A 20065-nucleotide genomic window follows, 5' to 3' on the forward strand; every position below is an offset into this window, starting at 1 on the left:
GCGCGACGTGGCTGTCATCCTGGCGTACGGCTCGCCGGCACTCGGACATCTGCTGCCGGTCGGCGCCCTGCTGGCCGAACTCGCCCGGCGGGGTCACGACGTTCATGTGCGCACCATGGCGGGCGGCGTCTCGACGATGCGCTCGGTTGGCGTGCACGCCGCGCCCGTCGATCCGCGAATCGAGGCGATTGCCGGGAAGGACTGGCGGGCGCGAAACGCCTTGGAGGTCTTGACCTCGTCGGTCGACGTGCTGTGCCGGCGAGCGGTGTTCGAGGTCGACGACCTGCGTCGGGCCGTGGCCGAGGTTCGGCCGGATGCGGTCATCGTGGACGCGAATTGTTGGGGCGCCTTGTCGGCCGCAGACGCCGGGGAGATTCCGTGGTCGCTGTTTTCGCCGTTCACCCCGTACCTGCGCTCCCGGGGCGTGCCGCCGTTCGGTCCCGGGCTGCGGCCTCTGCCGGGCGTCGTCGGTGACCTGCGGGACGCCACGGTACGCCCGATCGTGAGGTACCTGTTCGACCGGCCAATGCTGCCGCGCGTCAACGCAATTCGCGTACAGCTGGCGGTGCCACCGGTAACGTCGGTGGACGGCTTCATGCGCCGCGCGCCGCTGCTGCTGGCCGTCGGAGGCGAGCCTTTCGAGTATCGGCATCCGGGATGGCCCGATGTGTTGCACCACATCGGCGCGTGCGTATTCGAGCCGACCGAAACCGTGACAGCGGGTTGGATCGATGACCTCGACCGGCCCGTCGTGCTGGTGAACACGTCGTCGTTGCGGCAGGCCGACGAACCGCTGGGGCGAATCGCCTTGCACGCGCTGGCCGATGAGGACGTGCACGTCGTGGCGACGTTTCCGGCGGGCATACCCACCGATTTGCCGCGCCCCGACAACGCGACGGTATGCCGTTTCGTGCCGCACACCGCCGTCCTGGAGAAGGCCGCCTGCGCGATCACGCATGGCGGAATGGGGACCACACTGAAGGCTCTCGACCGGGGTGTACCGGTCTGCGTCGTTCCCTTCGCCCGCGATCAGGCCGAAGTCGCCCGGCGGGTGGAGGTCGCTCACTGCGGCACCCGGCTGAGGGCGAAAAAACTCACACCGGCGCGGCTGAGAGCGAAGGTGCGTCAGGCAATGACGATGGCGGACGGTGCGCGACGGGTGGCCGCCGGGTTCGCGGCCACCGGAGGTGTGGCCCGCGGAGCGGATCTCATCGAGCAGCGGCTGTTGGGATGCACCGTCGAGCGCCCGGTGCACTAACCGGCCCGGTGCGTCTCAGCGCACGGCGCCGCCGCGGCCTTTCGCCGGGGTGCGCTTCCCCTCGGGGGTGGCGGGCCGTTTGGGAGCCGGTGCGGTGAGCGTGGATTCGAAGGCGGACATCGCCTCGATCATCGCCGTGAAAACCCGATGAGCGGCCTCCAAGTCGCGGTCGGGAAGCTCGGCGAGGGCGGTATGCAGTTCGGCGCCCAACGGCGTGAAAAATGAGCGCGCCAGCGCCATTCCAGGTTTCTCGTAGCGCAGCAGCGTCTTGCGGCGGTCCTGCGGGTCCGGTTCGCGCCGGAGGTGCCCTGCGTCGATCATGCGGTCCACGAGATAGGTGATGGCGGCGGGCGATACGTCCATGCGCCTCCGCAATTGCGCCGCCGTCAAAGGCGTTCCGGCAGTCTCGGCGACCATGATGTGCAGCAGGGCGTGGAAGTCGGTGCCGCTGACCTCGTTTTGCCGCGCGAAGTGCCGGCCGATGCGGTCGGACTGCGCCGTGATCGCGCGCATGTCCGCCGACATCAACTTCTCGAGTTCGGCTCGGTCCATTCGCCGGTCAGCGGCGCCGCGCTTGGTCACTTACCCGCATCCTCTTGCAAGATAGGCCGACCAGCGTTTCGGGACCGCTGCGCGCGGCCCCCGGTCCGGTCGGTGGCCATCAGCCTACGGCACCCCTACCGGATCACCGTGGCTTAGCCGGTGGGTCGAGGCGGTGTCACGACTTCGCGGGGTCGTGACCCCAGTTCATCAACGAGTAGCGCCAGGGGCTCTCGTCGATGTTGCCCTGTGGACGTTGCGCCAGATGGCGCTTGGCGTACCCGACAACCTTGCGCATGTGCGCGTAGTCGGCCTCGGTGAGGTCTTTTCGCTTCGCCGTGAGTATCTCGACGATGCGGCGCCCGCTGGCATGACCGGTCGACTCGCTCTCGCCCTGCTTTTGTCCCACGGCGTTCGACTCTTCTGTGGCGAGCCACTTTTCCAGCTCACCGGCGGTCATGTTCACCGCGTCGTGGAAGCGGGCCCAGGTGGTGTCCTTGTCCTCTGTCATCGGATGACCCTCGACACGAATCAGTCCGCGCGGCGCAGCGCGTCCGGCTTGTGCACCGCATCCGCGCCCGTCTTGTCGCTGCGCACCTTGTACTGCGGCTGGTCCGCGGAGGCGCGCACCGTGCGCCCGGCGGCCTCGGTATCCGAGGTGATCTCGCCCTCGACGGTACCGCGGACCGTCGTGCCGTGGCTTTGCCACTCGACCGCGTCGCCCTTGTCGAATTCTCTGTTGCTCATAGGTTTTCACCATTCGTCGATTCGTCGTTGGGCGACGCGGTGTGGGCGGGGTGACCCGCGGTGCGCCGCTCCTCTTTCATCGCCATCTCGTAGCGGTGGCGCTGTCCGCCGGCGAGTCGCATTCGCACCAGCTGTTCGATCTCCTTGAAGCAGCGGTAGTAGCCGTCGTCGTAGTCTTCGACCACCTGAAAGCTCCAGCGCCCCGGGAGGACGTTGCGCCCGATCAGCTCGCGGCTGATGTGTTGGGCCAGACCGGCGTGCCCGAGTTCGTGCAACCGCGACACCGCCTCGTCGAGTTGGAGGTCGGCATGGCCGGTGAGTTGGTGGAAGGAGTACAGGTGTCCCCGGGCGCGCTCGATGGTTTCCAGCGCCTCGGTGACTTTTCCCACCGCCTGCGTGGCGCCCTCGCCGGTGTTGTCGAAGCTCATGGTGTTCCTTCCCCCGTATTCCGCTATGGCATTCCCGCTGAGCAGGGCGCCGAATCGCGGAGACGTTTCATGTATTCAATAGTCAAATGCTTGTGGCTACAGACCGCGGCGTCCTGCGGTTTGAACAGGTGCTCCTCGGGTATGTGATGGCCGATGACCGTGCACGAGACATCGCAACGCCTGCGGGGCGCCCAGCGCAAAGTGCTGCGCCTGCAACGGCGTGTGTGGCTTGCCGAACTGGCCCTGTGGCCGGCCGCGATCGTGTTCGCGGCGCTGGTGCTGGGCACCGTATGGCTGCTGTGGCGGCGCTCAGCCGTTCACGCCGACGGGCCGCCTCCGGGGATGAAGGATCCGCCGCGCCAGGACGCACCATGAGACGCCGGCCGCGCTGAACGCCAACGCCTGTGCGGCACCAATGCGCCCGGTCGGCACGAAATGACCTGCGACATAACGCTCGATGAAGCCCGCGGTCGGCAGCGGATTCATCCCCGCGCTGCGGCGGGCCCACGATTCCAGGATGGTCAACGGGCAGGGGAGCCTGAGCGTGACGACGGCGATACCCCAACCCACCGCCGGCACGTGCAGCGCCATGGTGCGCGGCCAGCGCAATGCGAGAAAGCCGCCGCTGGGCACGTAGAGCAGGTACGCAAGGTGCGCGCCGACGGTCACTGCGACCGCGACTGCGTAGTGCCTCGTGACGGCCGAGGCGGACTCGGGTGCGGAACTGATCCGACGATTCTTGCATGCGCACCGCTGTGGGTCATCCGCGTGCGGCGCGTACCTGGTAACGACGCTCGGCGTAGGCGAGGTCGTCGCGCCAGAGCCTGCTCGACGCGAAGCGCATGAGCGGCGTGATCAGCGGCGCCACCCGGGATGCCCGCTTGAACCCGGGCCGCCCCGAGTGCGCGATGGTGGCTTCCAGGACGGCAGTGCGGGGGCGGCCATCGGGGCCCAGACCGATTGGGGTGGCGTGGGTTTCGACGACGCTGCCCGCCCCCTCCCCGTCCACGATGCGCATGACGATGGTGCGGGCCTCCGGGCAGCTGAACTCCGCGACGACCGGCACCCCCAGGCGTCCCATCCGGAACGTCACGGCCACCAAGAAGCGGTCGGCATGTTCGGTCGGTGTGGTGAGCACTTCGAGGCGGGTGAACGAGTACGGGTGAAACCAGGCGCCATGCCACGGATCGAGCCGGTTGGCGATGACGTCGATCGGCTCGCAGACGCCCTCCATGCGGGCGACTGCGGCCAGGGTGTCGCCGGTCGGCCGCTCCGGAATCACCGGAAGCTCCAGCGGCGGCTCCCGTCCGACCGCATCGAGCCGCACCCAGACCAGGGTGCCGTCGTCGTGACCGGGCAATGGGCTCCAACCGAATTCGCGGGCGCGCCCGTCCAGGGTCAGCCCGTGCCACCGGCACACCAGCGTGCCCCGGTGCACCGTGCCGGTGGCGAGGTCGGCCCCCAGGTGCGGGCAACTGCGCGGTCCCACGCACAGGCGGTGCTGCTCGTCGCGCCAGGCGACGACCTCGACGCCGGCGACGAGCGCGCCGAACGGCCGCCCGCCGACCACCTGCCGGCTGGCGGCGAACGCGTACCAGTTGCCGGTGGGGCGGTGCTGTGAGCGGCGCAGCGCGGCCTCGATGACGGCGGGTTGTGCATCGCGATAGGTCGGGCGCTGATCGGCCCACGACACACGCGGGATCACCTGCAGGGGCCAATCTTTGGGCCACGCCCGCAGGCTTTGCAGCTGGTCGCGGATCTTCATCGCCGGGCGGCTCCCTCGCGGGTGGCAAGCCATCGCAGCAGTGGTGAACGGCCCCGGGTGGGCACCGTGGACAACGGGTGTCCGGCCAGTCCCCAGCGTTTCAGCAGTTGGTTCGCGGCGCACCACCCAGTGGTGGCGGCGCGCTCCATCAGCGCCACCGGCAGGTCGATCCGGATGGCGTCGCCGGCCAACACCAGGCCCGGTGTCGGGGTGATCACCGCGGGGCGGTCCGTATAGGTGCCCGGCGCGAAAAGCGGGCAGTCGCTGCGGTGCAGCAGCCTCTCGTGAACGATGTGTGCCGCCGCCGTTTCCGGGTACACCGCGTGCAGCCGGCGGAGCGCGGCGGCGCGCGACGGCGCCGAATCCAATGCGTAGGAATGCAATTCGACCACCGAACCCTGATGCGCGCACGCCCACGCGCGGGCTTCGCGTTCGTAGCGTTCCAGCACGCTGATGTTGTCCAGCGGCTTGTGCCCGGCCGTGCCCAGAAACGCCGGGCGCCGCGCCGAGACGGGGCGATCGAGCCAGAACCGATGCACGGCGAACGGCGGCGCGGTGCGCAGCCGCGAGATCCGGGCCCGCCAGTCATCGGTGCCAAGGCCGCTCGATCCCGCCACGATCCGCTGCAGACCCGCGACGTCGGTGGCCAGCACCACCGCGTCGACGTCGAGCCGCTCGCCGGAATCGGTGTGCACGCGAAAGCGCCCCGCCGAATCCCCCTCGATGCCCAGGGCGGCGGTGCCGAGCCGAAACCGCGCCCCGCGCCCCTCGAGGTAGCCGCACAACGGCTGCCACAGCGCGGCGTCGTAGTTCGCGCACGGGACGTCGAAGATCAGCCCCTCGGCCGATCCCAGGAAGTAGATGTGGAACATGGTCGCCAACTCGGCCGCGGACAGCTTGGCGGGGTCGGCGAAGAAGCTGCGGGAGAACACCTCGAACGCCAGATGCCGTGCGGCCTCGGGGAATCGGATGTCCTCGAGGAACGCCGCGGCGTCGATGTGGTCGAGGCGCTCGTAGGTGCCCGGCACCGACACCGCGGCCAGCGGCGCGGCGGCGCGGGCATCGATGCGGGTGAAATCGCGAAGGCGAAAGGTCGGGCTGCGCGCGGCGAAGGCGACGGCGTTCCACGGCGGGGTGCGCGGCAGCCCGCGGAAGCTGTCGCGCCGCCCCGCGCCGTCGATGAGCGGGTAATCCTGGACGGGAGTCAGCATCCGCAATCGCGGGTCGATCCGGGCCAGCAGGGCGCGCAGGTTGTAGTACTGCCGGAAGAACGCGTGGAAGCCGCGGTTCATCGCGAGGTCGACGCCGCCGTCGCGCTCGGTCCAGCCGCCGACCCGACCGCCGAGGTAGGGTTCGCGTTCGATGACCTCGACCGCGACGCCGCGCTCGGCGAGTCCGGTGGCGGCGGCCAGTCCGGCGATCCCGCCGCCGACGACGGCGACCCGGGGCCGCGACGGCAGCGCGCCGGCGTCCGGCAATCCCGTTGGTGCGGGAAATGTTCGGCGGCGACGGTCGGCGGCGTGCGTGGTCATGACGGCGCGTCCGCCAGGAAGGTGTGCACGATGTTGGCTTCCCAGCCGGGCATCGTCTCGCTGTGCACGGCGGTGAAGCCGGCGTCGGCGAGGCGGGTCCGGAACCGCGCGGCGCCGTCGAATGCGAGCACGCTACGCCACAGGTAGCGATAGAGCGCGGTGTCGCGGGTGCGCCACCACCCGGACGGGATGATGATGCCCCAGCAGACCGCGTGCCAGATGCGGGTGGCGGCCCGGGAGTCGCGCACCGAATACTCGTGCACGGCCAGGGTGCCGCCGGGCCGCAACAGCGTGCGGAACTTGCGCAGTTGGTCGTCGCGGTCGGCGACGTTGCGGATCAGGTACGCGGCCAGGATGCCGTCGAAGGGCCCGGTGATCCCGTGCTCCGCCAATTGTTCGACGGGGGTGTGGAGGAAGCGCACCGTGGCGGGCCAGTCCTTCGCGCGCGCCGCGTCGAGCATTCCGCGCGACGCGTCCACGGCGACGATGTCGGCGTGCGGCGCGACGGCGAGCAGTGCGGCCGTCGAGGCGCCCGTCCCGCAGCCGGCGTCGAGCAACCGTAAGCCCTTGCCGCGGGCCGGAATCCGCATCCGGCGCGCCGACAGCAGCAGTTGCGCGTGGTAGCCCGGGCTGGCGCCGACCAGCCGGTCGTAGGCTGCGGCACCCGCGTCGAACGCGGCTGCCAGGTCGGCGGGGGCGGGGCCCGCATCACCGACGCGCATGTTGCCGTTCCCACAGCAGCAGCACCGCGGTGACCAACGCGAAACCGAACAGAAAGTCTTCGACCGGAATGTCGAACGGGAAGCGCAGCCCGCTCAGCTGCCGATCGTCGTAGCTGACGATGGGCGAGCTGAGCTTTGTCAGCCATCCGTCGACCGGGATCTGGAATCCCAGGACGATCACCATCGACAGCCAGTAGGCCGGCCGGCGAAACAGCCCGGTGCGCAGCACCGCCAATTCCAGTGCGCAGACGGCCAATACCGCCAGCGCGGCGGGCAGGGTGTAGCCGAGACCGCTCACCGCCGGTGCACCCTTGCCAGGATGGCGCCCACTGCGTTGTAGGTCAGCAGCGCGCATGTCGGAATGACGAGAAAGAACAGCACCTCTTCGATCGGCACCCGAAACGGGATGCTCAGGCCGCTGAGGTACGCGCCGTCGTAGGTCCACACGCGCGCGGCGACGGCGATCTCATCCCAGATCAGGAACACCGCGGCGACCGGCATCACCGCCTTGAGGAAGCGTCGCCACTGTCGGTAGACGCCGGGGCCCAACGCCTCCAGCGGCGCCGTGATCAGCAGGCATGCGGCCAGGACCACAAGGTATTGCCACCGATCGCTCATGCGGCCCCCGAGTTGAGATCGTCCCGCTCGCGATTTCGCGCCCGCCACGACCGTATCAGTCCCGCACCGGCGACCCGAAGCCGTCGAGCCCGGCCCACGGTGGCCCGGTGGTCGAACACCGCGAACTCGCTTCTTTCGATGCAGTCCAGGATCTCGGCGTACAGGGCGGCCGCGGTTGCCACGCACGGCCGTGAGCGACGCGCCAGCGTGGCGATCCCCGCCGCGGCGAATCGGTAAGTCTGACGCGCGATTTCGTGCTGCGCGGCCAGGGCGCGGCGCACCCGGGGGTCGGTGCGGCGATGCGCATGACACCACGTCAACAGCTCCCGATCCACGCCGTCGGCCGCGAGTTCGTCGGTCGGCAGGTAGACCCGGCCGCGCACCAGATCTTCGTCGACATCGCGCAGGAAGTTGGTGAGCTGGAAGGCCCGGCCCAGCGCCGCGGCATACGGCGCGGCCTCCTCCATCGGCGTCACGGTTCCCAGGATCGGGAGTACCTGCAGCCCAATGGCTTCCGCGGAGCCCCGCATGTAGAGGTTGAGCGCTGCGCGGTCGGGATAGTCGGTGACCGTGAGATCCATCCGCATCGAGTTCAGGAAGTCCTCGAAGAGCCCGGCGCTGATCCGGTAGCGCCGTGCGGTGTGCGTCACCGCCGCCACCAACGGATCGTCGAGGTGGGCGCCGTCGGAGAAGAAGCGCTCGGACAGTTGCTGCAGCCGCCTGCCACGACTGCAAGGGTCCAGCCGCGGATCGAGATCGTCGAGGATGTCGTCGGCGTAGCGGGCGAAGCCGTACAGCGCGTGCACGGGCGGCCGTTGGTCGGGCGCGAGCAGCCGGGTCGCCAGGAAGAAGGTGCGGCCATGGGCGGCATTGAGTTCCCGGCACTGGCGGTATCCCTCGCGCAGCCGCGGATCGTCGATTCCGGCCGCGGCCAATTCGCTGCGCATCATGGCAAACCGGCTTTCGTGTCGAGGACGGCGATGGCCCTCGTGGCGGCCCCGGTGATGCGGTCCGCGGCGAGCCGCCCGGAAATCAGGGTGGTCGGCACGCCGACGCCGGGCACCGTGGAGGAACCGGCGAGCACCGCGTTGTCGATGCCGCGCACCATGTTGGCCGGCCGGAACGGCCCGGTCTGACCGAACGTGTGGGCCAGCGCGAAGGGGCTGCCGGCCGCCATGCCCTGACGGGCCCAGTCGGCGGGTGTGACGACGTCGAGAACCGTTGCGTCCTCCCGCAATCCGGGGAGCAACCGGTCCGCGACGTGTGCGACGAGGCCCTCGGCGTAGGCGGCGCCGGCCCGCGACCAATCGATGGTGCCGCGCTCCAGGTTCGGCGCGGGGGCCAGGACGTAGAGCAGATCGCGGCCCTCGGGAGCCAGCGCCGGGTCGCCGGCCGTCGGGCGGGTCACCAGCAACGACGGATCGGTCATCAACCGGCCGTCGCGGATGATGTCGGTGAAGGTCTGATCCCATGCCTCGCCGAACAGGATGGTGTGGTGGGCCGTGTCGCGAGCGACCGCGGGGCAACCCAGGTGCGCCACCACCGCCGACGGGGAGGCCCGCAACCGCACGGCGCGGCGGGGTGTGCGGCCCAGCAGCGCGTAGGTCTGGGGCAGTTCGGTGGTCAGCACGATCGCGTCGCACGAGATGCGCCCGGCCTGTTCGGTGAGTACGGCCCTGACCCGGCCGCCGGATTGTTCGAGGGCCGTAACGGTTGCGCCGTAACGGAATTGGACGCCGGCGTCGGTGGCCGCCGCGGCCAGCGCGTCGGGCAGCGCGCGCACGCCGCCCCGCGGGAACACCACGCCCGCGATGGTGTCCATGTAGGCGATGACCGCGTAGACCGCCAGGGCGTCGCGCGGCGCCACCCCGGCGTACAGCGACTGGAAGGTGAAGATCCGCTGCAGTCGCTCATCGCTGATGTGCCGCTTGACCATGCGATCCCACCTGCGGAAGCCGCCGATCGCCGTCAGCTGCGCCAGCCGCGGCGTGAGCAGCGAGAGCGGGGAATCGAAATTGGCACCGATGAACCCGTCGAATTCGGTGCGGTACAACCTGGTCAGCCACGTGCGCAGCCGCCGGTAGCCCGCCGCCTGCCCGGAACCGGCGAAGTCGGCGATTGCGTCGGCCATCCGGTCTGCGTCACTGTGCACATCGAGCGCGCTGCCGTCGGCGAACACGGCGCGGTAGGCGGGATCAACCGGCGACAGCTCCAGCCGGTTGGACCTTGTCTCGCCGACGGCCGCGAAGGTCTCGTCGATGATGTCCGGCATCGTGAGCACCGTTGGCCCGGTGTCGATCCGGTACCCGTCGATGTCGAGGCGCCCGGCCCGCCCGCCCGGCCATGGCTCACGTTCCACCACGGTGACCGCGCGCCCCCGCCCGGCCAGGTGCAGCGCCGCGGACAGGCCGGCCAGGCCGGCGCCGACCACCACGACGTGATCGGTGCGTCCGTCGATGGTCCGCATGGTCAACGCGCTCCCGACTCGGTACCGGTCATACGGCGCGATCCGTACAAGCCGCCGCCATTTCGGCCAGCGCGATGCGAACGGGCTCCTCGATCGGCAGGTCCCCGAGGTGGGCGCGCGCGGACGCGACGCGGTCGCCGATCATCTCTTCGATCAGCCCCACGGCCCCGGTCCCGATGATCAGCGCCTTCCACCTGTCGATCGCGTCACGCCCGAGGCCTTCACGATTCGCCAGCTCGGTGAGTTCACGGCGGGTCGCGGGATCGGCCAGCTGGTGGGCGGCCACCACGACGCTGGTTGCCTTGCGCTCGAGCAGGTCTATCGCGCCGGGCTTACCCGTTACGGCGGGTGAACCGAAGACGCCGAGCACGTCGTCGCGGAGCTGAAACGCCTCGCCGACGGCGCGGCCGTAGCGGCCCAGTTGGCACAGCGTGTGAGCGCCGCAGCCGGCCATGGCCGCCCCGATCTCCAGGGGTCGGCGCACGGTGTAGTTGCCCGATTTGCGCCGTGCCACATCGAGAACGAATTCCAGCCCGGGCGCCTGCCGCGCGTCGTTGATCAGGTCGGCGAACTGTCCCACGGCGAGCTCGGTGCGCATCGCGTCGTAGCGCGGCCACGCCAATTGCAGCCGCCGGGGATCGATTCCGCTGTCCCGCAGCATTTGTTCGGCCCAGATCAGGCACAGATCTCCGAGCAGGATGGCCGCGGACTCGCCGAATCGCCGTGAGGCGCCGGGCAATCCGCGTTCCCGGTGCCACCGCCCGAATTGCCGGTGCGCCGACGGGCGGCCGCGCCGTACGTCGGAGCCGTCCATGACGTCGTCTTGCAGCAGCGCGAAGGCGTGCACCAACTCAAAGCTCGCCGCGGCCCGCAACGCCGCGGGGTCGGCCGGCGCGCCGCACAGCCACCCCAGGTACACGAACGTCGACCGCAGGCATTTACCGCCGGAGACGAAGTCGGCCAGGATGTCGCCGACCGCTTCGATGCCCGCCCCGTCCAGGTCGGCGGCGCGTCGCTGCGCGACGAACTCGGCGACCTCGACCAAAACCCTCCGCCGGACCTCCGACCGCCACTCGCCGAAGTCGTCACCGCCCGAGGAGCCCGTCACGGGCGGTGATGCGCCCGCGGGCGAAAACGACAAAGCTCCCATGGTGCCCAAGCGCTCCCTCCCGGACGGCTGGGAATGGCCGGGCCTGCGCTGGCCCGGCACACGCGGTCATACCCGCCGACGAGGCGGGCAAACCACGGCACGAGCCGCCAGGCCCCGCCCCGCGCCGCCCGGTGGGAGATACCACATTGTTCAATAACTTAAACATTCACTTGATGAAGGTGATCCGTGTTTGCCGAGTCACGCTGGGCCCGAAACCGAGCACGGAGCCGAAACGCCAACCCGTGCGGTGTTTTAACCCTCACCGTGGTCACGACGCGGCGCTGCGGGGGACCCGGCTACGCGGCTGTCGCGGCCGGGCCAGGTCGGACACGAAACGCCGTCGCGCCGCAAGGATGTCTTCGATGGTTTGAAATGCCTCCGGTACCGAGTCGGTGGTCGCCAACCCGTTGTCGTGCACGATCCGCAGCAGCGGCCGGATCGCCGTGCCGGTGACCACGCTGCAGTGCACGCGGGCTTTGCGGAGCTCGTCGTTGACGAACAGCAGCGCCCGAAAGCCCTCGACGCTGAGGAAGCGCAGTCGGCTCAAATCGAGGACCACCGGGGTCTTGAGCCGACCGAAGCCGCGGATGGCTTCGGTGAGGTCTCTCGCATTCGCGGCATCGATCTCGCCGTCGACGCGCACCACCGTGGCGAGGCAGCGCGCATAGACGAACACGTGCGCCCTGGCGAATTGGGCCATGTGGCGGCCGCGTGTGGGATGTTGTTGGTCCGCCGAATCCGCGGCGTGAAGAGCAGCCATTGAAGCGCCTATCGATTGTGGTGAGAAGGGAGTGACCAGTGTTTGCACACCGCTCCCGCTAAAGACGCAGCTGTGAACTCAACCTGACAGCAGCCTAGCGTCCCCGCCGTCGCGCGGTAGCAAAGTTTCGTTTTCTGGACGGTGAGCAACGACGCCGATGAACCCGGTGGTGAATGCGTGTTTGGCGGCGTAACCGCGGGGTATACGCGGGCCACGTAACAAACGCGACGAATCCCTTGACGGACGGACGCGAGGGGTGGTGCGGCCCAATGGAAAAGCTCGGCCGCCGCTGGTGCCGGTTAGCGCTTGCGCCCGCTGCCATCATGATGTTTATCGGCGCACCGGGATGGGCCGGCGCCGACCCGGGGATCACGGTGTTTCCGGGAATGGAGATTCGTCAGGGCAACACGGTATGCATGCTCGGAATGGTCGAGCCGCGGCTGCGGGTCGCGCTGACCAGCGGGCAATGCGACGGTGGGCAGTCGATGGTGACCGACCGTGACCGCAAGCCGATCGGCGATGTGGTCCTCGGCCGTAGGCAGGTCGACACGGACTCGGCTGCGGACACGTCGATGCTGCCGGTCGAATACGAAGTCATCGCTCTTGCAGGCAATGTCACGGCCTCGGACGTGTTGCCCACGGGCCGGCAGTTGCGGTCGACGCCCGGGCTGCGCGCGCAGCCGGGCCTGCCCGTGTGTCAGCTGCGCCGCTCGACCGGGCAGCGCTGCGGGCCGGTCGGCACGGTCACCAACGGCCGTTTCGCCATCCCCGACATGGTCGTGGACGGTCGCGACTTCGGCGGGCCGGTCTACGCGCTGACCGACGACAACAAGGCCGTCATCGTGGGGCTCTACGAGGGCATGTGGAGGGCCTCACCCCAGTTCGAGTCGTGGCAGGCGGTCATGGCGCAGGTCTACATCGACAGCCACTCCTACAGCGGGCAACAACAGCTGCCCGCTCTGCGCATGATCAACTGGCGCACCGCCGCTCGCGCTGTGGCGGCGCCGTAGCCGTCCCGTCGTCACCCAGGGACGTCGCGCGGCGTGTTTCCCCCGACACAGAACGGGAATCCGCCGCCGGTGAATGTTTTCGATCTTGTGGCGCTGCCCTTCCAGTGGGGCTCCGCGATCCGGGGCAAACGGATCTTTCATCCGAGCGGGGTGCTGGCGAGGGGCTTCATCGAACGCATCGCCCCGGCGGGTCAGGGCTTGCCGATCCCCTCGTCGGAGATCGTTGCCCGGGTATCCAAGGCCAGCGGCACACCGGGCGCGCTGCCCGACTTCGTCGGCCTGGCTTTCCGGTTGACGCCCCCGGAGCCGGCGGGAAAGCCGTGGGACATCTTGCTCGTGTCCGCCGGGTCGGGGGTGCTGTCCCGGGCGGTGGCGCTGCGGCCGACCGCGTCGTGGAACGGACAGACACTGACCACCCTGATGCCGTTGCACTATCAGAACCACAATTGGTGGCTGCGGGCCCGCACCCCGAGCGACATCGACGGCCTCGGCTTGTCGCTGGCCAGCGTCCGCAACCGTCTCGAACACGGCAATATCGAGATCGCGCTCGACCAAGCCTGCGGCAGAGGGCATTTCACCCCGGTGGGCCGCTTGACGCTGACCGCGGTCGTCGACGACGAACAGCATCGCGACGTGTCGTTCGATCCCGTCGTCAACACCGCGCCGGGCATGAGCCTGCACCCGCGGTGGCTCGCCGACCTGCGCGCCCGCGCGTATCGGCAGAGCCGTGACGGCAGGGATGCCGATGAGTAGCCGGGCGTAGGAAAGGGGGTAGCCGGTGCCCAAGCGCATCGTGATCACCGGGGCCAGCGGCAACGTCGGCACCGCCTTACTGCGCCGGCTCACCGCCGACGACTCGGACTATGAGATCGTCGGAATCAGCCGGAGGCGACCGCCTTCGGACGACGTGTACCGGTCCGCCCACTGGCACGAGCTGGACCTGGCCGACCCGGGCGTGGAGCTCGAGCTGCTCAAGGTCTTCCGCGGGGCCGCGTGCGTGGTCCATCTGGCGTGGGGTTTCCAGCCCACCCGCAACAGGCGTTATTTGGACGCGGTCGGGGTCAACGGCAGCGCGGCGGTATTGAGCGCGGCACACAACGCGAAAGTGCCGCACCTGCTGCACATGTCGTCGGTGGGGACCTACGCCGCCGGGCGATACGGGCAGAAGGTCGACGAGACCTTCTCGACCGCGGGCATACCATCCTCCGCGTACAGCAGGGCGAAATCCGCGGTGGAGCACATGCTCGACGGCTACGAGCGGCACAACCCCGACGGGGTCGGAATCACCCGGATGAGGCCCGGTTTCATCCTGCAGCGCGACGCCGCGTTGGGCCTGCGGCGCTACACCCTGCCCGCCTACGTGGACCCGCGTTGGGTGCGCTGGTTGCCGCTGCTACCGCTGGACCGCTCGCTGAGCGTGTCCATCGTGCACGCCGACGACGTCGCCGACGCGTGCGTCAAGGCGATCGAGCGCCGCGCACTCGGGCCCTTCAACCTGGCCGCCGAACCGCCGGTCGGCCGCGATGACATCGCAAAGGCGTTGCGGGCACGCCCGATTCACGTGGCCTCCCCGCTACTGGGGCTGCTGGTGGCGGCGTCGTGGCGGGCCAGGTTGCAACCCCTCGATCGTGGCTGGCTGGACATGGCGTTTTCGTTGCCGCTGCTGGGCACCGACCGCGCGCGTAACGTTCTCGGATGGTCGCCGCGGTGGAGTTCCGAGGCTGCGCTGGCCGACCTGGTCGACGGGTTCTTGCATACCTGGGGAACCCAGAGCCCCGTCCTTCGTGCGCGTTCGTGCGCCGAGGCCATCAGCCGCGACCTTCACGAAGGCCCGCTCACCGTCCGCCGGGTGCCCTAACCGTTGACTGCCCGCGGCCCAACAGGTGACGCAGCGCCTGGGTCAGGTCGGGTTGACGGAACCGGTGCCCGGCCGCGACGAGCTTGCGGGGTGCCACCCGCTGGCTCGCGCAGGCCAGTTCGCGGGCGCCCTGCCCCCCGAGCAGGAGGCGAGGCCCCAGCGACGGCACCGGCAACACGGCCGGCCGATGCAGCACCGCCGCCAGGGTCGACGTGTACTCCGCGTTGCGGACGGGTTGCGGCGCAACGGCATTCACGGGCCCCGACAGCGCCGCGTCCCACAGCGCGCGGTGATACACATCGACCAGGTCGTCGATTCCGATCCAGGACAGCCATTGCCTGCCGTCGCCCAGCCGCCCCCCGAGCCCGGCGGCGAACAGCGGACGCATCAGCCTCAGCGTGCCGCCGCGCGGTGACTGGACGATGCCGGTGCGCACCCGCACCACCCGCAGCCCCGCCTCCTGCGCGGGTGCGGTCGCCTCCTCCCAGTCGGCCACCACGTCGGCCAGGAATCCCTCCCCACGGTCGCTGTCCTCGCTCAGCGTGTCGTCGCCGCGGTCGTATCCGTAATAGCCGACCGCTGACGCCGAGATCAGCGCGGCGGGCCGGGGGTCGGTGCGGGCCAAGAGTTCGGCGAGGCGCCGGGTGGGCCCAATCCTGCTGTCCCGGATGGCATCCCGGTGCTTGTCGGTGAACCGTCCGGCGATGGAGGCGCCAGCCAGATGGATGACCGCGTCGACGCCGGCCAACAGCTGCGGGTCGGGATCCGCGGGGTCCCAACGCCGTTCGTCGGTGTCGCGTGCGTCGCGCCTGACCAGCCGGATGACCCGGTGCCCGCCGGTGCGCAGAAACGCCGTCAGCGCCGAACCGACCAGCCCCGACGATCCGGTGACGGCGATCGTCGATCGCTTCAGACCGTTCTCGGCGGCCACCCGGTGGGCAGCCAAGTCGTCGGCCAGCTGGCGGTGCCGGTAGTCGAACATGGGCCGCAACAGCGATCCCGGCACCGCGGTCTCGACCCGGTCGATCACCCGGGTGCGGTCATCGCCGATGTCTACGAACTCGTGGGTGTGGCGCCAGCGCAACGCCATTCGCGCCGGAAGCGTGGCCAGGCCGTCACCACCGAGGGCGTCGACGAACCGGCGCGGGGGATCGTAGCCGTCCGGCTGATGCACGGCGACCCAGCGCAGGCCGCCGGGCAGCGCCAGCGTCGCCCGCCCGTCCTCGAGCGAGGATGCCTCGGCGATGAGGCGCATCGGCTGCCACGGCGGCGAGAGGCGGTGGAAGGCACCCGGCCTGGCATGCCAATCGAAGACGTCCGTGATCGGCGCGTGCACCACGCTCGAATAGTCCAGGCCCATGCCTGAAACGTTAGAAAGCTCGCTACCGGTCCGGCAAGGCGTGTTCGACGATGGGGAGCCGCGCCTGCGGCTGCCGCTCGCCGCGCTTGGCCGACAGATAGACCTGCGCGGTCTTGTCGGCCACCGTATGCCAATCGAAGTCGGACGTGAGGCGTTCGCGGGCGGCCCGGGCGCGTTGTTGCGCGGCGCGCGGATCGTCGAGGACGGTGCGAATCGCCGCGGCCAGCCGGGTCACGTCCCGGGGCGGGCACGATACGCCGGTCCGACCGTCGATCACCGCCTCGCCCAGCCCGCCGATGTTCGACGTCACCAGGGGAGTGCCGGCCGCGGCCGCCTCGAGCGCCACGATGCCGAACGGCTCGTAGTGGCTGGGCAACACCGCGGCGTCGGCGCGATGCAGTACGGCCAACAGCTCCGCGTGCTCGAGGTGCCCGACGAACCGAATCGCCTTGAACACCCGGTGTTTACGGGCTTGCTCGATGAGCCAGCCCTGCTGGGTGCCCTCGCCGGCGATGGTCAGCGTGGTGCCCGGGTGGGTGCGCCTGACCCGCGGGAGCGCGGCGATGACGTCGTGCACCCCCTTTTCGTACTCCAGCCGCCCCAGGTAAAGCAGTTCGGCCGGCCCCGTGCGCGGCCGCCGCGCCGCGAACGGCCACCGCGCCGTCTCGATGCCGTTGCAGATCACGGTGATCTCGGCCAGCCCCGGACCGAACAGTTCGGTGATCTCGTCGGCCATCGACCCCGAACAGGTGATCAGCGAATCGGATTCGCGCACCAGCCAGGACTCGACCGCGTGCACCTGACGGCTGAGCGCGCCGCTGACCCAGCCGGAATGCCGACCGGCCTCGGTCGCGTGGATCGTGGAAACCATTGGCACGTCATAGAATTGGGCCAGCGCGATCGCCGGATGGGCCACCAGCCAGTCGTGGGCGTGCACGACGTCGGGCCGCCACGCGTGGCTGCTGCCGGGTTTCTTCAGGCTCAGCCCGGCGCGGACCATGGAATGCCCCATCGCGAGCGTCCAGGCCATCATGTCGGTGCCGAAGGTGAACTCGTGCGGATCCTGCGCGGCCGCGATCACCCGAACACCCTCGCTGATCTGGTCGGACGACGGATGGCTGCGGGGATCGGTCCCGGTGGGTCGGCGTGACAGCACCACGACGTCGTGACCTGCGGCCGCCAGCGCGGTGGACAGGTGGTGGACGTGCCGGCCGAGCCCGCCGACGACCACCGGCGGGTACTCCCACGACACCATCAGGATCTTCACTTCGTGGTCCACCTCATCGGGGCAACCTGCGGGCGTCGAGGGCGCCGAAGAGTCCGTCCGCGCGGTTCCACCCCTCCGCCAGGCGCTGCGCGGTGTCGCGCCGCCCGGACGCCAGCGCCCCCGCGATCTCACGGGTGGCGTGCGCGTGCAGGTGGGCGCGGTAGCGGGCGTAGTCGGCGGCCGAATCCTTGCTCACCATGAACGGCCAGTCGCTGGAGACCGTCAGCAAGGTTTCGCGCAGGATCTGGTCGGCGACGTGGTCGCGGGGGATGGGCCCGTCCAGCGTCGCGGTTTGGGACAGCGCCTTGTCGACGGTGCTCAGCGCGGTGTCGACCACTTCGTTGTTGAGCTGCACCAGGTCGGCGACCTGGTCGCCGGCCCACACCTGCCAGTCCTTGCCCGAACCCCACGAGCTGGGCGGCAGGGCCACCGGGCTACCGACGAAGCCGTCGGCGATCGCGTCGGTCAGGGTGCCCACCCGCACGCCGGCCTCGGGCAGGGCGCGCAGCACCCGCTCCAACCAGGTCGGGCCCTCGTACCACCAGTGGCCGAACAGCTCGGTGTCGAAGGCGGCGATCACATGCGCGGGCCGCCCGATGCGCGCGGACTCGCTCGTCAGGCGGTTGCGGACCGTCTCGACGAAGTCGGCGACGTGAATGTCGACGGCGTGGTCGGCCCGCTCGGGGTCGTAGGGCGCCTTGCCTTCCGAGGGCACGTTGCGGCCGGTGACCCTGGCCGGCTTGAGCCCGGTGAGGTGGTCATAGGTGTGGAAATCGCGATAGGCGGCGTGCCCGGGGTAGCCGGACTTCGGCGACCACACCCGGTAGCTGACCTGCAGGTCGCGCCCGAACGCCACCACGTCGGTGTCGCCGACGGGCCGGCCCAGCGCAGTGTCGCCGTGCAGTGACGGGCCGTCGACCATGAAGTGCGTGACCCCGGCGGCGGCGTAGTCGTGTTCGAGCCCGGGCGCGTACGCGCATTCGGGCGCCCAGATGCCGGTGGGGGTGTGCGCCAGCCGCTGCCCGGCGTCGGCCAGCCCCTCGCGCAGGGCGAACTCGCGCAGGCGGGGGGCGAGCAGCGGTTGGAACGGGTGGGCCAGCGGCCCGCCGAGCAGCTCCACCGTGCCGGCGTCGAGCAACCCGCGCAGCGGCGCGCTGCCGCCGTGCCGCCATAGGGTGGCGAAGTCCTCAAGGGCGTTCTCGGCCTCCGCCTCCTCGCGAATCCCCAAGGCGCGCAACGCCTCCGGCGTGCACGACTGATAGCCGGCCGACTTCGATCGGGGAATCGACCGCACACTGGCCGCCTCGGCTGCGCGCAGCCGCCAGTTCGCCAGCCAATGATGCATGCCGCCAAGGCAATACGGGTCGTCGAGTTGCGCGTTCACCACCGGCGTGACGCCGAGCGTGATCAGTCCCTGGCGGTCCTCGCCGGCCAGCGTGTTCAGCACGCGCATCAGCGGCAGGTAGGCCGCCGCCCAGGATTGATACAGCCATTCCTCACCGACCGGCCAGCGGCCGTGGTGGGCCAGCCACGGAAGATGGGTGTGCAAAACCAGGGTGAACAGGCCGGGGACCCGGTCTGGCGTCGAGTTCACGGCGCTACCGCGATTGCGATCAGGTCGAGGCTGTCGTCGATGTGCCGGCCGGTCGCCGCGCCGGATCCGCTTTCTACGAGTTCGAAGTCGTCGGTGGTGACCGCGGCGACGTCCGCCGCCAGGTCGGGTGGCCACGGGGCGTCGGTTACCGCGCGCGCGATCTGCGCGTCGATGATCGAACCGCCGTGCCGGGCGTCCATCTCCTGCAGCCGCGGACCGTGGAACAGGCCGCTGATCGACACGTCCGAAAAACCGCCGGCGATGAGCAGCTCAGCCATCTCGTCGGCGTTGAGTTCGCGGGTGTGGAACGGGTTGATCGGGGTGTCGCGCCCGGGCGAGAAGGTGATCCGGTTGGGCGTCGACATCATCAGCAGCCCCGACGGTCGCAGCACCCGCGCGCACTCGGCGACGAATTGTGTTTGGTCCCACAGATGCTCGATGACCTGGAAGTTGACCACAATGTCCACCGACGAATCGGGCAGCGGGAGCCGCGCGAGGTTGGCCTGCATGACGTCCACCCGGGGGTAGCGGGCGCGGACGTGGGCCACGGCGGACTCGTCGTAGTCCACCGCGATGACGCGGCGAGCGACGCCGGCGATCAGGTCGGCGCCGTATCCCTCGCCGCAGCCCGCCTCGAGCACCTCGCGGCCCACGCAGCGCTCGGCAAGCCGCTGGTAGACCACCTCGTGGCGCCGAAACCAGTAGTTTTCGATGTCCAAACCCGGGATGGTGCGCTCGCCCGTCAGCATCATCACCGCGTCGCCCACCGACGCGGTGACGCCGGGGGTGTGCGGGGGGAGGTCAGGTACCGGTGCGCTCATTGCATAGGCAGGCTAACGCGAAGTGTCGGATTCGCGAACCACACAAGTGGGTAACCCCGCGCGCGCAGGGGGAGGCGGGCCGCAAGAACCTGCAGCACTACCAGCTATGGTGTGAAGGCATACCGCACAAAGTTACCGGGTAGTAACACGGCTGTGCGTTGCGAAAAA

Annotated in this window: 23 protein-coding genes; 5 read left to right on the plus strand and 18 right to left on the minus strand. The window is 69.8% G+C overall.

Annotated elements, in window-relative coordinates:
- The first annotated feature begins 7 nt into the window (after positions 1 to 7).
- The gene (locus QGN31_RS06990) at positions 8 to 1258 is read left to right on the plus strand and encodes a glycosyltransferase (protein ID WP_008259121.1); all 1251 of its coding nucleotides are present in this window, start codon (positions 8 to 10) and stop codon (positions 1256 to 1258) included.
- 15 nt (positions 1259 to 1273) lie between these two features.
- Here QGN31_RS06990 and QGN31_RS06995 read toward each other — a convergent pair whose 3' ends face one another.
- The 4 genes from QGN31_RS06995 to QGN31_RS07010 all read right to left on the minus strand — a co-directional run bounded on the left by QGN31_RS06995 (position 1274) and on the right by QGN31_RS07010 (position 2973).
- Entirely contained in the window at positions 1274 to 1840 is a 567-nt protein-coding gene (locus tag QGN31_RS06995) for a MarR family winged helix-turn-helix transcriptional regulator (protein ID WP_014942685.1), read from the minus strand.
- Positions 1841 to 1976: 136 nt separating this feature from the next.
- Entirely contained in the window at positions 1977 to 2309 is a 333-nt protein-coding gene (locus QGN31_RS07000; RefSeq protein ID WP_009955826.1) for a DUF3140 domain-containing protein, read from the minus strand.
- Positions 2310 to 2329: 20 nt separating this feature from the next.
- Positions 2330 to 2545 (minus strand): DUF2945 domain-containing protein, encoded by a 216-nt coding sequence (locus QGN31_RS07005; protein ID WP_008259118.1) that lies wholly within the window; start codon positions 2543 to 2545, stop codon positions 2330 to 2332.
- Positions 2542 to 2973 carry a hypothetical protein gene (locus QGN31_RS07010; RefSeq protein WP_008259117.1) on the minus strand — a complete coding sequence of 144 codons (432 nt, stop codon included), beginning with the start codon at positions 2971 to 2973 and terminating at the stop codon, positions 2542 to 2544. Before QGN31_RS07010 ends, QGN31_RS07005 begins: the two co-directional genes overlap by 4 nt.
- Before the next feature lie 153 nt (positions 2974 to 3126).
- Here QGN31_RS07010 and QGN31_RS07015 point away from each other — a divergent pair, with 153 nt between their 5' ends.
- On the plus strand, positions 3127 to 3348 hold the full coding sequence (locus QGN31_RS07015; protein ID WP_008259116.1) for a hypothetical protein: 222 nt from the start codon (positions 3127 to 3129) through the stop codon (positions 3346 to 3348).
- Here the strand turns inward: QGN31_RS07015 and QGN31_RS07020 are convergent.
- The 10 genes from QGN31_RS07020 to QGN31_RS07065 all read right to left on the minus strand — a co-directional run bounded on the left by QGN31_RS07020 (position 3283) and on the right by QGN31_RS07065 (position 11927).
- Positions 3283 to 3642 carry a DUF2784 domain-containing protein gene (locus tag QGN31_RS07020; protein ID WP_008259115.1) on the minus strand — a complete coding sequence of 120 codons (360 nt, stop codon included), beginning with the start codon at positions 3640 to 3642 and terminating at the stop codon, positions 3283 to 3285. The genes QGN31_RS07015 and QGN31_RS07020 overlap by 66 nt on opposite strands.
- 91 nt (positions 3643 to 3733) lie before the next feature.
- Positions 3734 to 4738 carry a DUF5914 domain-containing protein gene (locus QGN31_RS07025; RefSeq protein ID WP_014942683.1) on the minus strand — a complete coding sequence of 335 codons (1005 nt, stop codon included), beginning with the start codon at positions 4736 to 4738 and terminating at the stop codon, positions 3734 to 3736.
- The gene (locus tag QGN31_RS07030; protein WP_014942682.1) at positions 4735 to 6270 is read right to left on the minus strand and encodes an FAD-dependent oxidoreductase; all 1536 of its coding nucleotides are present in this window, start codon (positions 6268 to 6270) and stop codon (positions 4735 to 4737) included. The genes QGN31_RS07025 and QGN31_RS07030 overlap by 4 nt, the downstream gene beginning before the upstream one ends.
- A complete protein-coding gene (locus QGN31_RS07035; protein ID WP_014942681.1) occupies positions 6267 to 6992 on the minus strand; it encodes a class I SAM-dependent methyltransferase in 726 nt (241 codons plus the stop codon). Before QGN31_RS07035 ends, QGN31_RS07030 begins: the two co-directional genes overlap by 4 nt.
- Complete coding sequence (locus QGN31_RS07040) at positions 6979 to 7290, minus strand: lycopene cyclase domain-containing protein (protein ID WP_009955833.1); 312 nt, start codon at positions 7288 to 7290, stop codon at positions 6979 to 6981. Before QGN31_RS07040 ends, QGN31_RS07035 begins: the two co-directional genes overlap by 14 nt.
- Positions 7287 to 7610 (minus strand): lycopene cyclase domain-containing protein, encoded by a 324-nt coding sequence (locus QGN31_RS07045; protein ID WP_014942680.1) that lies wholly within the window; start codon positions 7608 to 7610, stop codon positions 7287 to 7289. Before QGN31_RS07045 ends, QGN31_RS07040 begins: the two co-directional genes overlap by 4 nt.
- On the minus strand, positions 7607 to 8560 hold the full coding sequence (locus QGN31_RS07050) for a phytoene/squalene synthase family protein (RefSeq protein ID WP_014385498.1): 954 nt from the start codon (positions 8558 to 8560) through the stop codon (positions 7607 to 7609). The genes QGN31_RS07045 and QGN31_RS07050 overlap by 4 nt, the downstream gene beginning before the upstream one ends.
- Positions 8557 to 10077 (minus strand): phytoene desaturase family protein, encoded by a 1521-nt coding sequence (gene crtI, locus QGN31_RS07055; protein WP_036459377.1) that lies wholly within the window; start codon positions 10075 to 10077, stop codon positions 8557 to 8559. Before crtI ends, QGN31_RS07050 begins: the two co-directional genes overlap by 4 nt.
- A gap of 28 nt (positions 10078 to 10105) precedes the next feature.
- Positions 10106 to 11227: a polyprenyl synthetase family protein gene (locus QGN31_RS07060; RefSeq protein WP_014942678.1), complete on the minus strand. Its 1122-nt coding sequence runs from the start codon at positions 11225 to 11227 to the stop codon at positions 10106 to 10108.
- Positions 11228 to 11495: 268 nt separating this feature from the next.
- The gene (locus QGN31_RS07065; RefSeq protein ID WP_014942677.1) at positions 11496 to 11927 is read right to left on the minus strand and encodes an STAS domain-containing protein; all 432 of its coding nucleotides are present in this window, start codon (positions 11925 to 11927) and stop codon (positions 11496 to 11498) included.
- A 329-nt stretch (positions 11928 to 12256) separates the two neighbouring features.
- On the opposite strand from QGN31_RS07065, the gene QGN31_RS07070 reads away from it, so the two are divergent.
- The 3 genes from QGN31_RS07070 to QGN31_RS07080 all read left to right on the plus strand — a co-directional run bounded on the left by QGN31_RS07070 (position 12257) and on the right by QGN31_RS07080 (position 14855).
- Positions 12257 to 12997: an Rv1815 family serine proteinase gene (locus QGN31_RS07070; RefSeq protein ID WP_014380751.1), complete on the plus strand. Its 741-nt coding sequence runs from the start codon at positions 12257 to 12259 to the stop codon at positions 12995 to 12997.
- A gap of 69 nt (positions 12998 to 13066) precedes the next feature.
- Positions 13067 to 13750: a phosphodiesterase gene (locus QGN31_RS07075; RefSeq protein ID WP_326544695.1), complete on the plus strand. Its 684-nt coding sequence runs from the start codon at positions 13067 to 13069 to the stop codon at positions 13748 to 13750.
- Positions 13751 to 13775: 25 nt separating this feature from the next.
- A complete protein-coding gene (locus QGN31_RS07080) occupies positions 13776 to 14855 on the plus strand; it encodes an NAD-dependent epimerase/dehydratase family protein (RefSeq protein ID WP_014942675.1) in 1080 nt (359 codons plus the stop codon).
- Here the strand turns inward: QGN31_RS07080 and QGN31_RS07085 are convergent.
- The 4 genes from QGN31_RS07085 to QGN31_RS07100 are packed head-to-tail and all read right to left on the minus strand — an operon-like array spanning position 14833 to position 19897.
- The gene (locus tag QGN31_RS07085; RefSeq protein ID WP_014942674.1) at positions 14833 to 16215 is read right to left on the minus strand and encodes a TIGR01777 family oxidoreductase; all 1383 of its coding nucleotides are present in this window, start codon (positions 16213 to 16215) and stop codon (positions 14833 to 14835) included. The two genes, QGN31_RS07080 and QGN31_RS07085, sit on opposite strands and share 23 nt — an antisense overlap.
- Positions 16216 to 16237: 22 nt before the next feature.
- Positions 16238 to 17482 carry a glycosyltransferase family 4 protein gene (locus tag QGN31_RS07090; protein WP_009955843.1) on the minus strand — a complete coding sequence of 415 codons (1245 nt, stop codon included), beginning with the start codon at positions 17480 to 17482 and terminating at the stop codon, positions 16238 to 16240.
- 13 nt (positions 17483 to 17495) lie between these two features.
- Entirely contained in the window at positions 17496 to 19076 is a 1581-nt protein-coding gene (locus QGN31_RS07095; RefSeq protein WP_009955845.1) for a 1,4-alpha-glucan branching protein domain-containing protein, read from the minus strand.
- Positions 19073 to 19897: a class I SAM-dependent methyltransferase gene (locus QGN31_RS07100; RefSeq protein ID WP_014385494.1), complete on the minus strand. Its 825-nt coding sequence runs from the start codon at positions 19895 to 19897 to the stop codon at positions 19073 to 19075. The genes QGN31_RS07095 and QGN31_RS07100 overlap by 4 nt, the downstream gene beginning before the upstream one ends.
- Between the last annotated feature and the right edge of the window lie 168 nt (positions 19898 to 20065).

It is taken from the genome of Mycobacterium sp. 2-64, assembly GCF_035918375.1.
Classification (GTDB): Bacteria; Actinomycetota; Actinomycetes; order Mycobacteriales; family Mycobacteriaceae; genus Mycobacterium; species Mycobacterium intracellulare.